This is a genomic window from Pseudomonas sp. LBUM1669, assembly GCF_059695705.1.
The window spans coordinates 3,728,244-3,742,675 of sequence record NZ_CP166784.1; the positions used below are offsets into that span (position 1 = coordinate 3,728,244).

Annotated in this window: 16 protein-coding genes; 10 read left to right on the forward strand and 6 right to left on the reverse strand. The window is 59.9% G+C overall.

Going from position 1 to position 14,432, the window contains the following annotated elements; genetic code table 11:
* The first annotated feature begins 37 nt into the window (after positions 1-37).
* From ACA051_RS17255 to ACA051_RS17265, 3 genes are all read left to right on the forward strand, one after another.
* Positions 38-541 (forward strand): GNAT family N-acetyltransferase, encoded by a 504-nt coding sequence (locus ACA051_RS17255; protein WP_497371063.1) that lies wholly within the window; start codon positions 38-40, stop codon positions 539-541.
* A 518-nt stretch (positions 542-1,059) separates the two neighbouring features.
* On the forward strand, positions 1,060-1,389 hold the full coding sequence (locus ACA051_RS17260) for a hypothetical protein (protein WP_497303428.1): 330 nt from the start codon (positions 1,060-1,062) through the stop codon (positions 1,387-1,389).
* A gap of 129 nt (positions 1,390-1,518) precedes the next feature.
* Positions 1,519-1,824: a hypothetical protein gene (locus ACA051_RS17265; protein WP_497371065.1), complete on the forward strand. Its 306-nt coding sequence runs from the start codon at positions 1,519-1,521 to the stop codon at positions 1,822-1,824.
* A gap of 1 nt (position 1,825) precedes the next feature.
* Here ACA051_RS17265 and cynR read toward each other — a convergent pair whose 3' ends face one another.
* A complete protein-coding gene (gene cynR / locus ACA051_RS17270) occupies positions 1,826-2,707 on the reverse strand; it encodes a transcriptional regulator CynR (RefSeq protein ID WP_497303432.1) in 882 nt (293 codons plus the stop codon).
* Positions 2,708-2,828: 121 nt separating this feature from the next.
* Here cynR and cynS point away from each other — a divergent pair, with 121 nt between their 5' ends.
* Complete coding sequence (gene cynS, locus ACA051_RS17275) at positions 2,829-3,296, forward strand: cyanase (protein WP_497303434.1); 468 nt, start codon at positions 2,829-2,831, stop codon at positions 3,294-3,296.
* A 154-nt stretch (positions 3,297-3,450) separates the two neighbouring features.
* On the forward strand, positions 3,451-4,110 hold the full coding sequence (locus ACA051_RS17280; RefSeq protein ID WP_497303436.1) for a carbonic anhydrase: 660 nt from the start codon (positions 3,451-3,453) through the stop codon (positions 4,108-4,110).
* Between the two features lie 12 nt (positions 4,111-4,122).
* On the opposite strand, the gene ACA051_RS17285 is transcribed toward ACA051_RS17280, so the two are convergent.
* From ACA051_RS17285 to glsB, 4 genes are all read right to left on the reverse strand, one after another.
* Complete coding sequence (locus ACA051_RS17285; RefSeq protein ID WP_497371067.1) at positions 4,123-6,186, reverse strand: 2Fe-2S iron-sulfur cluster-binding protein; 2,064 nt, start codon at positions 6,184-6,186, stop codon at positions 4,123-4,125.
* Positions 6,187-6,313: 127 nt separating this feature from the next.
* Entirely contained in the window at positions 6,314-6,937 is a 624-nt protein-coding gene (locus tag ACA051_RS17290; protein ID WP_497303440.1) for a DJ-1/PfpI family protein, read from the reverse strand.
* 289 nt (positions 6,938-7,226) lie between these two features.
* Positions 7,227-8,729 carry an aldehyde dehydrogenase family protein gene (locus ACA051_RS17295; RefSeq protein WP_497371069.1) on the reverse strand — a complete coding sequence of 501 codons (1,503 nt, stop codon included), beginning with the start codon at positions 8,727-8,729 and terminating at the stop codon, positions 7,227-7,229.
* A gap of 84 nt (positions 8,730-8,813) precedes the next feature.
* A complete protein-coding gene (gene glsB / locus ACA051_RS17300; RefSeq protein ID WP_219096691.1) occupies positions 8,814-9,722 on the reverse strand; it encodes a glutaminase B in 909 nt (302 codons plus the stop codon).
* Between the two features lie 437 nt (positions 9,723-10,159).
* Here glsB and ACA051_RS17305 point away from each other — a divergent pair, with 437 nt between their 5' ends.
* From ACA051_RS17305 to ACA051_RS17320, 4 genes are read left to right on the forward strand one after another with little or no spacing between them, the layout of a single operon-like run.
* Complete coding sequence (locus ACA051_RS17305) at positions 10,160-10,378, forward strand: HvfA family oxazolone/thioamide-modified RiPP metallophore (protein ID WP_497303444.1); 219 nt, start codon at positions 10,160-10,162, stop codon at positions 10,376-10,378.
* Between the two features lie 57 nt (positions 10,379-10,435).
* Positions 10,436-10,951 (forward strand): HvfX family Cu-binding RiPP maturation protein, encoded by a 516-nt coding sequence (locus ACA051_RS17310; RefSeq protein WP_497303446.1) that lies wholly within the window; start codon positions 10,436-10,438, stop codon positions 10,949-10,951.
* 51 nt (positions 10,952-11,002) lie between these two features.
* On the forward strand, positions 11,003-11,626 hold the full coding sequence (locus ACA051_RS17315) for a glutathione S-transferase family protein (RefSeq protein WP_403096981.1): 624 nt from the start codon (positions 11,003-11,005) through the stop codon (positions 11,624-11,626).
* 36 nt (positions 11,627-11,662) lie between these two features.
* The gene (locus ACA051_RS17320) at positions 11,663-12,361 is read left to right on the forward strand and encodes a dienelactone hydrolase family protein (RefSeq protein WP_497371071.1); all 699 of its coding nucleotides are present in this window, start codon (positions 11,663-11,665) and stop codon (positions 12,359-12,361) included.
* A 402-nt stretch (positions 12,362-12,763) separates the two neighbouring features.
* Here ACA051_RS17320 and ACA051_RS17325 read toward each other — a convergent pair whose 3' ends face one another.
* Positions 12,764-13,384, reverse strand: a complete 621-nt coding sequence (locus tag ACA051_RS17325; protein WP_497371073.1) for a cell wall hydrolase — start codon at positions 13,382-13,384, stop codon at positions 12,764-12,766.
* Between the two features lie 166 nt (positions 13,385-13,550).
* Between ACA051_RS17325 and ACA051_RS17330 the strand changes: the two genes are divergently transcribed.
* A complete protein-coding gene (locus tag ACA051_RS17330; protein WP_497303451.1) occupies positions 13,551-14,402 on the forward strand; it encodes a CAP domain-containing protein in 852 nt (283 codons plus the stop codon).
* Positions 14,403-14,432 lie beyond the last annotated feature (30 nt).

Below are 14,432 nucleotides of genomic sequence, written 5' to 3' on the forward strand. Positions count from 1 at the left end.
GCCACGGACGGCCCTTCGATTCTGGAGAGAACCCAGCATGCCCTCGATAGAACTGCATGCCGCACACCGCGACGAACTGGAAACGATTGAAAACCTGATGCAGTTTTATATGCACGACTTCAGCGAGTTTCTACCGCTGAAACTCGGCGAGCACGGTTTCTTCAATATCCAGCCGACACTGGATTATTGGCGTAACCCCGCAACCCGGCCGTTTCTGATCAAAGTGGATGGAGAGCTCGCCGGTTTCGTGACGGTGGACGACGACGTTCATATCGAGGGTGCCGAGCACAACATCGGCTACTTGTTCATCAGCCGACGCTTTCGTGGCCAAGGTGTCGCGAGGTTTGTCGTGTCCACCCTCTTGAGCCGGTTCCCTGGTCAATGGCAGATTTTCCACATCGACGCGAACCCGCCTGCACGGCGGTTCTGGGCCTGGGTGATGCCCGAGCTCGCGGGCAATGGTTTCACCCTGCATCAGCGGCCGGTAGACGGTTATCCCTGCACCTTTTACCGCTTCCAACGCTCCCCGCCATCATCCTGACTGGCAGCTCGCGGCTCCCGTTTTTAATTCCAAAGCGCTTTGTCCGACAATATGTAGTGACTGAAAATAATCACTACATAACGGTTGACGCCTCCGATTTGCCCTTGCATGATGCAGACATCTCCCCGATCGGGAGTACAGCAACATGTTTGAGCAAGCTCGTCTGACCGCCGAGCTGTTTTTCCCGGATACACGCTGCCCACAAGGCAGATTGAAGAAGCTGACCTGGCCCGAACGTCCAGTACAAGGACCAGAAGCGCTGGCGATCAATCCTCATGAAGCTTGTGGCCGACCCTCAACAGTCGGCGGTGGCCTCCAGGTTTTCGCTGCTTCTCTTCGTTGTGACGCTATTGCGTAGCAGTTATTCAACACGACTACATGCAACAGACGCGAGACCCCGTCGAATTGACGGCTGACCGCTGACGTCCTGGTTTCGGTGCCAGGGATCAACTAACCGATGGGCTACCTGTATTAGCGAATCAACTTTGAAAGATCACCAAATGGTCAAGGGGCATATTATGAATCTGAACAATCAACCTACTATCGATGAACTGGCTCATCTGTTCGCTGCGCAAAAAGACAGCCACGACAGCCACATTCTGTGGATCAGCAAATCGGGCCAGGTTCAAATCGACTGCCTGTCGCCGCACACCCATGAAGCGGAGTTCGACCAGAACAACCAGAACCTGCTGGCCCGACTGAAGATGTACCGTCGCGGCCAAGGCTATGTCGGCAAGAAAGCCGCGGCTGACAAGGACTTCATCGGTCATGTTCTGCAAACCCTTAAACAGGCGTGGGCCTCGATGCAGAACCACAACGAAGTTCGGGTGATTGACCGGTTCTACTGATACCCCCGCTGCTCATCAATAAAAAGGCCCCGCTCGTAGTATCGAGCGGGACCTTTTTTTGTTTGTCTCGTGCGCGGCAAATACAGCTATCGTTAAGCGTATTCGCTGCTGTGCCCATGGAGACTTGCGATGAAAAACACCCTGACATTTCTGCTGTTGCTATCCACTGCAACGATTGCTCACGCAAACAAGATCGAAGGTGTTCCCTCATTCGACATGGACTGCCCCGGAAAAATCATCGTTCACGCGGATCAGGACGGGCCGGTGTTGATCAACAACATAGAAGCCGAAACCAAAGCCATGATCAAAGAGCGCAGCTTCGAAGCCAAGGGTTCGGGCGTCACGATCTCGATCGTTCTCGCCGATGACGACTCGGTGACCGTGAGCTCCACGGGAAAGGCCCCCAATGGCGTCTGCCAATCACTGGACGACTGATTCACTCGCTAACCGTGCCCAACACCAGACTCATGAACGCCACCGACGCCGCGCTGTGATAGTTGTTCTTGCGCCGAAGCAGCGCCGCCCCGCGCGTAGGCGCATCCCCCAGCAATGGAATTTTGCGCAGTGCCCGGTCCTGGGTGGCGATGGGCTCTGGAAGGATGGTGGCAATGGCCGTGTGCCGAATCACCTCCAGCAAGGTGCTCACCGAGTTGACCTCAATCACCACCTTCGGCGTGATCTGCTCCTGGGCAAAATAGTCATCGATGCGGGTGCGGGTGACGAAGTCCTGGGCTAACAGCGCAAAGTCCAGTTGCGCCACCTCTTCAGCGGACAACGCGGCTTGCCGTTCATATAGCGGGTGATCCCGCCCCACCATCACCCCCAGGGTTTCGGTAAACGCCGGGATCGACTCGATGTCGGCATTTCTGACCTGGGTAAAGGCGATGGCGATGTCCAGCGAGTCATCCGCCAGACCCGCCTCGATGTCATCCATCGACAACTCGAAAATCTGCAGGTGGATGTTGGGAAACCGTGCCACGTAGTCGCGTACCAACGGACCCACCAGATACGCCATGAACGTCGGCGTCATCGCCAGGCGCAAGGTGCCGCGCGACAAGTCCTTCACGTCATGCAGCGCCCGTTTGCCGGCTTCCAGCTCCACCAATACCCGACGCGCACATTCGATGTAGGCCTCGCCCGCATCGGTCGGCTTGACCGTGCGCGAGGTTCGGTCAAACAGGCTCACACCCAGGGTGTCTTCCAGTTGGCGGATTTGCTGGGATAGGGTCGGTTGTGAAACGTGCAGCGACTCGGCGGCGCGGGTGAAGCCGCCGTGGTCGGCAACCGCCAGCAAATAACGCAGATGTCGCAGCAGCATGGGAACACCATCTATAGGCAAGGCTTATGCGAAGCATTGTATATCGGTCTTGGACGCTATGGATCAATCGGCAGAAGATTGCTTCACACCCAAGCAACACAACGCCGACAGGAGAAACACCATGCAACAGTCCCACGCTTACAACGACACCAGCCTCGAGCTGACCGCCAAAATCCTCGACGCCAAAGCTCGCAAAAACCTGTCCTTCGCAGACATGGCCGAGGGCACCGGCCTGAGCCTGGCCTATGTCACCGCTGCCCTGCTCGGCCAGCACCCACTGCCAGAAAAAGCGGCCAAGGTGGTCGGCGAAAAACTGGACCTGGATGCCGACTCGGTCGCCCGCCTGCAAATCATCCCGCTGCGCGGCAGCCTCTCGGGCGTTCCAACTGACCCGACCATCTACCGTTTCCACGAAATGATCCAGATCTACGGCACCACGTTGAAAGCCCTGGTTCATGAGCAATTTGGCGACGGCATCATCAGCGCAATCAACTTCAAGCTGGACATGAAGAAAGTCGAAGATCCGGAAGGCGGCCACCGCGCAGTCATCACCCTCGACGGCAAGTTCCTGCCACTGCGCCCGTTCTAATCACACATCTCCCTGTAGCAGCTGTCGAGCAGCGCGAGGCAGCGTCCGAAGACGAAGTCTTCGCAGACCCATGCGACTGCTACGCAGTCGAACGCTACCTCGCGATGCTCGACAGCTGCTACAGGATAACGATTCGAGTCAAGAGGACGTCACCATGAAAGCGCTCATTGAAGGTTTCTTGAAGTTCCAGAACGAAGCGTTCCCGCAACGCACCGACCTGTTCAAACACCTGGCCACCACCCAGCATCCCGGCACGCTGTTCATCACCTGTTCCGATAGCCGCGTGGTCCCCGAACTGCTGACCCAACAAGAGCCCGGTGAATTGTTCGTGATCCGCAACGCCGGCAATATCGTGCCCTCCTACAGCCCGCACCCGGGCGGTGTCTCGGCCACGGTCGAATATGCGGTGGCGGTACTGGGCGTGACGGACATTGTGATCTGCGGCCACTCGGACTGCGGCGCCATGACCGCCATCGCCAAGTGCACATGCATGGATCACTTGCCCGCCGTCAGTGGCTGGTTGCAACACGCTGAATCCGCCAAGGTCATCAACGAATCCCGCCCTCACGCCGATGACGCGGCGAAGGTGAGTTCGATGGTCCGGGAAAACGTCATCGCGCAACTGGCCAACATCCAGACGCACCCGAGCGTGCGCCTGGCCCAGGAAAAGGGTCAGTTGAACCTGCATGGCTGGGTCTACGACATCGAGACCGGTTCGATCGACGCCCTGGAAGCTGGCAGCCGCCACTTTGTATCACTGGCCGAACACCCGACCGCCTGCGCCGTGTATGGCAAAGCGGTCGAAGCTGCTTGATGGCTGGCCGCGCTAGATCTCTAACACCAAGGGCTCATCACCCTTGGCCGGCACCGCGCAGCAGATCAGCACTTCCCCTGGCGCCGGCAGCTCGGCGGGCAGGTTCAGATAATGCACCTGCCCGCTGAGCAACCGGGTGCGGCACGTCCCGCACGAGCCGCCACGGCAGCTGAAATCCGGGTTCAAGCCTCGGCTTTCAGCCAGTTCCAGCAACGTCCCGCCACCCGGCTCCCAACGTGCTTCCTTGGCCGAGCCTGAAAACACCACTTTCACCGGGCTGTCCGCTGCCGGCACCTGTGCCGGGGCCGGACTCAGTTGGTCACGCAGACGGACCAACGTGGAAGGCCCGAATGTCTCAGCGTGAATGCGCTCGTCGCCAATGCGCAAAGCCCGCAAGCTGTCGTAAATCCCTTGGGTAAAGGCACCGGGTCCGCACAGGTAGAAATCGTAATCGTCCAGCGGCAGCAACGCCTTGAGCAACTCGATATCGACCCGCCCCGCCACCTCGAAATCCTCACCTTCACGGGCATGGTCCTCGGGTTGACTGAGCAGGCGTAGCGCTCGCACCGAGTCCTTGGCACGGGTAGCCAACTCGAATAACTCATCGCGAAACCCCAGCTCGGCGAGGCTGCGGGCACTTTGAATAAACCAGGTCGGTCGAGTGCGGCGGATGCGTTCGCCTTCGTAGATCACTTCGCGCAGCATCGACAACAAGGGCGTCACGCCGACACCCGCAGCCAGCAGCACCAGCGGCCGTCGCTCATCCGCTTTCACCGAGAACCGACCCTGAGGCGCGCGGGCTTCGATCAGATCGCCCTCGCGGATGCGTTCGTGCAGATGCGACGAGACCCGCCCGTCACGCTTGACGCTGATTCGGAAGAAACTGTCCGACGGTGCGCTCGACAGGCTGTACGTGCGCACCAAAGGTGCCTGCCCCTCGGCCAGGCAAAAGCGCACGGGCAAATGCTGCCCGGCCTCGAAGCGCGGCAAGCCCGCGCCGTCGGTCGGTTCCAGGTAGAACGACCGGATACTAGTGCTTTCTTCAACGATGCGGGCCACGCGGAGTAACCGCCATTGATCGCGCAGGGCGTCGGCCTGCAAACGACCCTCGGCCTGCTGCCAACTGCCGGTCATCAGGCTGTTGGGGGAGAATCCTTCAAATTGCCAACGCAACGACAGCACACCGGCGCGGCGCACGACGTGCTCCACAGTCATTCGCCAGAACCGTTCGGCGCCTTGGAACGCTGCTATTTCAGGACCCTCGAGGATGATCTCGGTGCTTCCTGCGACTTGCAGCACATCACCCGATTCGAAATCGACAAACAGCAGCCCCGCACGAGGATTGAGCAGCAGATTGCCCAGGGTATTGAAATGCAGATTGCCAGCGAAATCGGGGATCGTCAGCACGTTGCCCTCGACCCGCACGAATCCGGCATTGCCGCCCCGGTGCGAGACATCCACCGAGCGTTTTGCCGGATCGCCATCAAGGTCTACGTAGCTGGTAAGGAAAAAGGTATCGGCGTTGCCAATAGTCGCCCGGGCGGCTTCGTCGAGTTCATCAAAACGCTCGACCGCCACCGCAGACGAAGCGCGGCCCACTGACCCGGGGTCGACGGCACGCAGTTGAATGTATTGCGGGCAGTTGCCGAAAGCGTGTTCGACGGCCACGGCAAAACCGCCTTGGATGGCGGTGCTGATGCGGCCATTCATTCGGTTGCGTCGGCGGGTTTTCAGGTCGATACCGAGTAGCCCCACCGAGGCACCTGCCTTGAGCGCGGGCCGGACGGGATCGCCCTCGGCGGGCAGGCGTTCGAGTTGTAACTGGTGGGGATCCGGCGAATGCGCAAATCCCGGCGGCCCTTCAATCAGGGTCGCCCATGGCACGCCGTGCTCATCGACGGCGCCCACCAGCAAATACGGCAGCTGCGCGTAGAACAGTTGATGCTGCTCGGGCAGGTAATCGCGCACCACCTTGCGCCCGAATACTTCCATGCGCTCGGCCACACCGACGCTTTCCTGCAACTGCCGCTCGCCCTCATGCCAGGGTGACGCGCCCTGCTCCTGCGACTGATTCATGACGACCTCTGCGCCTTCGTAAACAGGTGTCTTTCGCCCGCAAGCCTGTGCTGGCTTTTGTGGCTCAGGAGTTCAAGCGTAGTTCGTCGTGTCGGCTTAAGGCGGTTCGTCGGATGTACGGGGCAGATCAAGGCACTTGCGGCGTTTCATACCACTGACGAGACGGTGTCGGAAAACGCATTTTCTGACGGATATGCGCGGCGTTCGCGGCGCTGGTCAATTGTTCCAGCAGCACGAAGGCGACTTCCGTTGCCGTGCCAGGGCCACTCGAAGTAATGATGCGGCCATCGACCACTACGGGCCAGTCGACAAAACGCGCACCGGTTTCGAGCAGCTGGTTTTTGCGCTTGCCACCCACCTGGTGATAGGTCGTGGCATCTTTGCCTTTCAGTACCCCGGCAACGCCCAGGCACACCGACGACACGCAGACGCTGGCGACGATTTTACCGGCCGCGACAAAGTGCCGGATGACCGCGAGAAACGGCTCACTCAAGGCCTCTTCATAGAAGCCCGAAGGTTCGAAACCACCGGGCAATGCCAAGGCATCGAAGCTGTCCAGATCAACTTCGCTTAATAAATGAGCCGGATTGAGGGACAGCCCGAAGGTCGTCACGATCTGCGCCCGAAGGCCGGCATTGATCAATTCTACGGGTTGGTCGCCAAGCAGATTGGCCCAACCGAGCACATCGGTAAACGCCGCCATTTCTAGCGGCTCGACACCGTTGGCCAACAACATGAGGATGCGTTTCATCGGGTAAACCTCTCAGGGATCGGCAGATGGTCCGCCTTTGCTTCACATGAGAGAACACCCAAAAACCGCAATCCATTGTTGCTGGAACTGAAATGCCCACGCCGAGGCTCGGTTCGGCCAAAGCCCGAGCCGACTTCACCCGGCCGGTAATCCACGTGTCGTGCACGACCGTTTCTAAATCGTGGGAGTAATGCCGAAAAGAATGAAGTTTCATGACGCAGCCCTCACTCAGAACACAGACGCGAACACACCCTTAATTATAGTGCGATCGCTGCCTGTGCCCGAATGCTCAGCGTTTGACCGACAGATCGGTCTGGGTCATGCGACTGCGAATGGTAAACACGCCATCTCCCGAAAGAATCGCGCTGCGGGCGAACAGGCGACCGCTCTCCCAGTTCGAAAGCCCCAGTTCCGGCTTGTTCAGCGCGTACTGCCCATCGACCCAGCGAGTAATCCCGTTGCCGACAAAAGGTGCGTTGACCGCGTTGTAGAAGCGCTCATGCGCCGCCCCGTCTTCACTGATCAACGACACGGTGAACTGCGGACTGTAGCGATTGAACAAGGCGATGGCGCTGTCCAGGTCATCGACGATCTTGAGGCTGACTTCCGGGGTCTCTTCCCATTCCCACTCGCGGCCCAACTGATCCTCGGGCAGCGGTTCGGCCAGTGCCTCGGTCTGGTAGCCTTCGGCGCGATACACCTCAACGCTGCCGGTTTGCCATTGCGTCGGCAACCACGACTCGCTGCCCTCGACGATATGCAACTTGCAGCCCTGCCCCCGAGCGGTGCCGGCCTGCTGGAGGGCATCGAGAAACAACGGCACCAGTTCAGCGGCGCGGTCGCGCTGGATCAGGCAGACGTTCAGGGTGTTGCAAACCTTGCGGTCCAGAGAGTTGCGCACCACGGCGGCGAAGCGCTGGGCATCAGCGTCTTTGTCGGCGATCAGCCAGGCGCCACCGGTGCCGTGCAGGCTGACGGCGGTACCAGCCTGTTGGGCGATGCTGCCCAGTTGGCTGACCGCACGGCCCGAACCCCGTGCCACGGCCAGCGACAAACGACGGTCGGCGAACATCGCCCAACCGGCGGCGTGATTGACGCTTTCGACCAGCGACACGGCGCCGGTCGGCAAACCGGCGTCGCTGAGTGCCGGGTTCAGTGCATAAGTGACGATGGCCTGAGCCGTGCCCAACGCATCGCTGCCAATGCGCAGCACGGCGGTGTTGCCGGTGCGCAGCACACCGGCGGCGTCGGCAAACACATTCGGCCGGCCTTCGAAGACGAACGCGACGATGCCCAGCGGCGACACCACTTGCTCGACCTTCCAGCCGTCGTGTTCGACGCAACTGATGACCTTGCCGCGAGTCGCCGACGCATCGCGCCAGGCGCGCAGGCCGGCGATCATGTCGCGGCGCATGCGCTCATCGGCCAATAGCCGTGTGGTCGAACGTCCGCGGGCCTTGGCGCGTTCGATGTCGGCCAAGTTGGCGGCCTCGATCAAGGCCCAGCACTCGGGGGTTTCCAGACGTTGGGCAAACAGATCGAAGAACGCGCTGATCGCCTGATCCGGGACGCTGGACAGCGCAGTGAACGCCGCTTCGGCGCGCTCGATGGCGACGGCGGCCGCTTGCTGGTCAGCCACCGGGATCAGCAACAATTCGCCGCTGACCTGCTCCACCAGCAGATGGTCCCCGGGCTGAAAGCGCGCGGCCAGTTCGGGGCTGACGACAGTGACACGATTGCCGGCAAAAGGGATCGGCGTGCCAGCGACTAGACGTTCGAGCGCAAGAGACATGAAGCGGTTTCACCATGCTGTGGGCGGCTGGAAAATGTATAGGAAAATCCAGGGAGCGTCATTAACCGCTCAGGCCCGAATGCTTTAGAACACCGACCAACCAATCCGCTGGCTCAGCAATTCCAGCGCCGCCATCCCGGCCAGCGAGTTGCCGGCGGCATTCAGTTCCGGTGACCAGACGCACACCGTGAACTGCCCCGGCACCACCGCGACAATCCCGCCGCCGACGCCGCTCTTGCCCGGCAAGCCGACGCGGTAGGCAAAGTTGCCGGCCTCGTCGTACAGCCCGCTGGTGGCCATGATCGAGTTGACCTGCTGGGTCTGGCGAGCGGTGAGGATCTGTTCGCCGCTGTGTTTGCAGAACCCGTCGTTGGCCAGAAAGCAGAACGCCCGGGCCAGGTCCACGCAATTCATGCGCAGCGCGCAATGGCTGAAGTAGCTGCGCAGCACGGCCTCGACGTCGTTGTGAAAATTGCCGAACGACTGCATCAGGTACGCCATGGCCGCGTTGCGCGCACGGTGCTGGTATTCGGATTCGGCGACCTTGCCGTCCACCATCACCTGCGGATTGCCGGACAGCCGACGGACAAAATCACGCATCGACAACGCCGGCGCGGCAAAGCGTGACTGGTTGATGTCGCAGATCACCAGGGCACCGGCGTTGATGAACGGATTGCGCGGGCGGCCGCGCTCGAATTCCAGCTGCACCAGCGAGTTGAACGGTTGACCGGAAGGCTCGTGGCCCAGGCGTTCCCAGATCGCTTCGCCGGAATGATCGATGGCCTGCACCAGGCTGAACACCTTGGAAATGCTCTGCACCGAGAACGGCGTATCGGCATCGCCCGCGCAATACAGCTCGCCGTCGTTGCCATACACGGCAATGCCCAACTGATTGGCCGGCACCGTGCCGAGGGCGGGAATGTAGTCAGCCACCTTGCCCTGACCGATCAACGGCCGGACGGCGTCAAGGATCTCGTTCAACAGCGCTTGCATGCCGGGTTCCGAAGTCTCGCCCCGTGGGATTGCGGGGACACGGAGGCTAGACGCTGTTGGTTGGCGCCGGATCACAGTTTCCTGAAACACCACCCTTGTAGCAGCTGTCGAGCCCCAGCGAGGCTGCGTTCGGCTGCGAAGCAGTCGTGAAACCAAGCGGCTCGGTAGTCCGGATGAATCGTGTGCACAGGGTTTAAGACTGCTTCGCAGCCTAACGCAGCCTCGCTGGAGCTCGACAGCTGCTACGGGGTTGCATTCTGGCTGAAGCGTTCCTGGGGCTGTGTATCGGAGTGTGTACAGACGCCCTTGTGACACACCCCATCCATAAAACCCCGCACCAAAGACACATCGCAGATACACCCGCTTGATGAACTGTGCGTGTTGATTGGCCAAGCCGATCAAAGCACTCAACTCACTCAACGCTACGGAGTATCACCATGTTCAATCTCTCGACTTCTTCCCTGACCATCGGCCTGATCATCGCAGGCGGCCTGGCCCTGTCCAACGTGGCTTCGGCTTCCGAATCCGAGGCGTTCAGCATGAAACAACTGGCCCACGGCTACAGCCAGGTCCAGGCCGACACCGCGCAAAAGCCTGCTGAAGGCAAATGTGGTGAAGGCAAGTGCGGCGAAGGCAAGTGCGGCGCCGGCGAGTAACCCCATTGTGCGGGGCAACCGCTGCCCCGCCTTTCTGACTGAACGGAGATCAAGCTCATGAACACCTCACTTTCATCGGCCGCCAAAGGCCTGCACCTGAGCCTCGATCGTGCCGGCAGCTGGCTCGCGCCTTTGACGCTGCGGCTGTTCATTGCATGGGAATTCTTCGAGTCGGGCCTGGAAAAATGGAACGGCGAGAACTGGTTCGCTGACATCCAGGACGCGTTCCCGTTTCCGTTCAACCACGTGCCGGCCACGCTGAACTGGGAACTGTCGATGTGGGCCGAGCTGATTTGCGCCCTGGCCATCCTGGTCGGCTTCGGAACGCGGGTCTCGGCCATCATTTTGATCGTTGTCACCGTTGTCGCGACCGCCGCCGTTCACTGGCCGGCCGATTGGTCTACATTGAGTGAGCTTGCTCAGGGTTACGCCATCAGCAACAAGGGGCACGGCAACTTCAAGCTGCCGCTGATCTACCTCGCCGCCCTTATGCCGTTGTTGCTCTCGGGTGCCGGCAAGCTCAGCCTGGATGCACTGTTGGCTCGATTCTTCTGGCGTCGCAATAACCGTTGACCGACCAGAGCCCGGCGCGTCCTCCACTCCCATAAGAACGGAGCATTCGCCATGAGCCTCACTCTCTACGGTTTTGACGGCAGTACCTATGTGCGCACAGTGAAGATGCTGCTTGCGGAAAAAGGTGCGGATTTCGACCAGTTGCAGGTCAATGTGATGAAAGGCGAACCGCACCTGCCCGAACACCTGGCACGCCATCCATTCGGCAAGGTGCCGGTCATCGATCACGACGGTTTCCGGATCATCGAAACCGACGCCATCGTGGCCTATCTGGACGAAGTCCTGCCGGGGCCTTCACTGACACCTGACAATGCCCATGACCGCGCTCGTACACACATGGTCATGGGTATCTACGACTCCTACGGCTACGGTGCGCTAGGCTCGGTGTTCGGCTACCACTTGTTCCCCGACTTTATCGGAGGGAAAAACGAGGAATCACGCCGCAAAGGCATCGAGACGTCGAAAATGGTCCTGCGTGAATTGATGAAAATCAAAGGCTCCGATCCCTTCGTCGCCGGCCAGGATCCGAGCCTGGGTGACTTTTACCTGGCACCGGCCTGTGCTTACATGGCAATGACGCCGGATGCACCGCAGGTGTTTGCGGTCAACGGCTTCGATGACTGGTGGAAACGGATTCAGGCGTTGCCCAGCTTTCAGGCCACACCACCGCAATAAGCTTCATCCCTCTCACTTGTGTAGATAGGAGCCACCATGAGCGTGACCACCCAATGGATCGAGATCGACAGCGACGACGGTAAATTCGGCGCTTACCTGGCCATTCCGCATACCCGCAAAGGCCCGGGGATCGTGTTGATCCAGGAGATCTTCGGCGTGAATGAACACATCCGCTCGGTCGCGGAGCAATACGCCGCCGATGGTTACCTGGTGATTGCACCGGACCTGTTCTGGCGCAACGGCCACCGCATCGAACTGGGTTACGACGAAGCGGGCTGGAAACGCGCCGTCGAGCTGATGAACGCCACGGACATCGACAAGGCGCAGAGCGACATCAAACTGGCCATCGATGCGCTGGATACGCAGCCTGGCCTGGACGGCGGCATTGCCTCCATCGGTTACTGCTTTGGCGGCTTGCTGTCCTACCTAACCGCCGCCAACGGGCTGGTGGAAGTGGCCATCGCCTACTACGGTGGCGGCATCCAGAACCACTTGGACCGCGCCGATGAAATCGAGGTGCCGTTGCTGATGCACTTCGGTGAGCAGGACAGCCACATTTCCCTGGAAGCCGTGGAAAAAATCGCCGAGCGTTTCGAGAACAACGACAACGTGGAAATTGTCGTGTACCCGGAGGCCGAGCATGGTTTCAACTGCTCGCATCGCGACAGCTACAACCAGCGTGCCGCGGCTGAGGCACATGGCAATACGTTGATCTTTTTGGGGCAGGAACTGTAAAAGCCGACGCCAACGCAAAAGGCACCTTCATCAAGCGATGAAGGTGCCTTTTTTCTGCCTGTGATGGCCCCATCGGGCAAGTCGGGTCGCCACATCTTTCAGTTCTGGCAAATACTGTGTGACCGGCATTGGCGGTTCGGCCCTTGTCGATGCGTTGAATGACGCGAAGTTCTAGCCAGAAGTTATGGAGCAAACCAGCCTTATAAGCCCTGCCTCAATCGACATGCTCAGTGAAGGCACTTCGGGGGCTGATGGGGGTGCGCAACCTGTGTCCGGTACGTCATCAACAAAAATACTCGTTGTGGGGCGAGGGATCGTTGTGATCATTGCCACCCTTCTCTACCTCTTCTGAGAAAGCTGCGTCACTCCTACGCAAGGCGATATTCGACGTGGTTTGCCCCCCTACTTCGCCGACCCATCATGCGGCTTATAAAACCGGAACATCCCGATTTCAGCGGTTTTGATGTACTCCTTGGCCCAGACCGGTTTCACCGTGCGGTCATGAAAATACATCGCGCCACCGGTGCGATCCGGCAGCTGTTTGTTCAGCGCCTTGCGCGCGATTTCCTTGGCCAGGGCATATTGCGTCTCTTCCTGGACCGTGTCCGGGCGTCCGTCGCACCACCACGAAAACTGGCAGCTCTTGGTCTCGGAACCTTGCTTGACCACCGCGCACACCGTGTCGGGAAAACCTTCGTGGCCGAGGCGGTTCATCACCACGTTGGCGACCGCTTCCATGTCGGCGGTGTCCTTGCCTTTGGCCTCCCAGTAAATGGAGCGAGCCATGCAGGTGATGGGGTCGTCCAGCGGTGACTTGCCGACGGGATCGACGGCCTGGACTTCAGGCTGGGTGATCGCCTCGGATTTCGGTACGGGCAGATCACCGCCCTTCTCCGCGGCTTTTTGCTCAAGTACTTGGGCCTTGTCTTCAGCCACTTCCTTTTTTTGCTGCTGGTCGTCGGCAATCACCTGGCCTGCGACAAGGGTAATGACGAGAAACGTAGCTGACCATTTGAGGAGCATGGTGGAGACACTCTGTGTGGCGTCGAGGGAAGCGCCCGTTTGGCGACTTGGCTTCAGTGTAGTAGCCAAATCATGTCAGCAGGCGGACAACAAAGCGCAAAAAGGCATTGCGCGGCATGGGGTGGAATCGCGCATCATGAGCGCAGTCAATTCAAGGGAGATTTCCATGCGCGTCCTGTCATCCGCTCTGCGTTTTGCCGTGTTGCCGCTGGGGTTGGTGTTCACCGCCACCGCCATGGCGACCGAAGAGACACAACTGGTCGAGTCGATCAACGTTTACCGCAGTCAGGTGCAGCGTTGTGGCAGTCAGGCGTCATCGGTGTTGCCGCCGCTGACGAGCGATTCACGTCTGATCCTGTCGGCCAGCGGACCCGTCGACTTGCAGCAGGCCATGGCTCGAGCGTCGTACCCGATGACCAACGTGCAAGCGATTATGTTGTCCGGACCGCGTGATGCACAGTCCGCCATGACGGCGATCAAGGAGAGCTTTTGCCAGGTGGTGTTGAACCCGCAATTCATCGATGTCGGTGTCAGCCACGAGGGACGCGACTGGCGCATTGTGCTCGCGCGACCGCAATTGACCGCGCATATGGGTGACGCCGCGGCTGAAGGCCAGAAGCTGCTGGGTTTGCTCAATACCGCCCGCGCCCAACCCCGCCAGTGCGGTGAACAATCGTTTGCAGCGACCACGCCGCTGGCCTGGAATGCAACGTTGGCGGCCGCGGCCGAAGCGCATACCCGGGCCATGGCCAATAACAATTTCTTCGACCACAAGGACCAAGACGGTCGCACACCGGGGGATCGCGCTGAACTGGCGGGTTACACCTATCAGGAGGTCGGAGAGAACATCGCCGCCGGGCAAGACACCCCGCGCAAGGTCGTCGATGGCTGGCTGGCCAGCCCCGGGCATTGCGCCAACTTGATGAACCCACAGTTCCGCGAGCTGGGCGCGGCCTATGCGGTTGATCCAAAAAGCGACGCCGGGATTTACTGGACAGCCATGTTCGGTACGCAATAAGGGCGATGGTCAGAGCGGTGGTCCACCGCT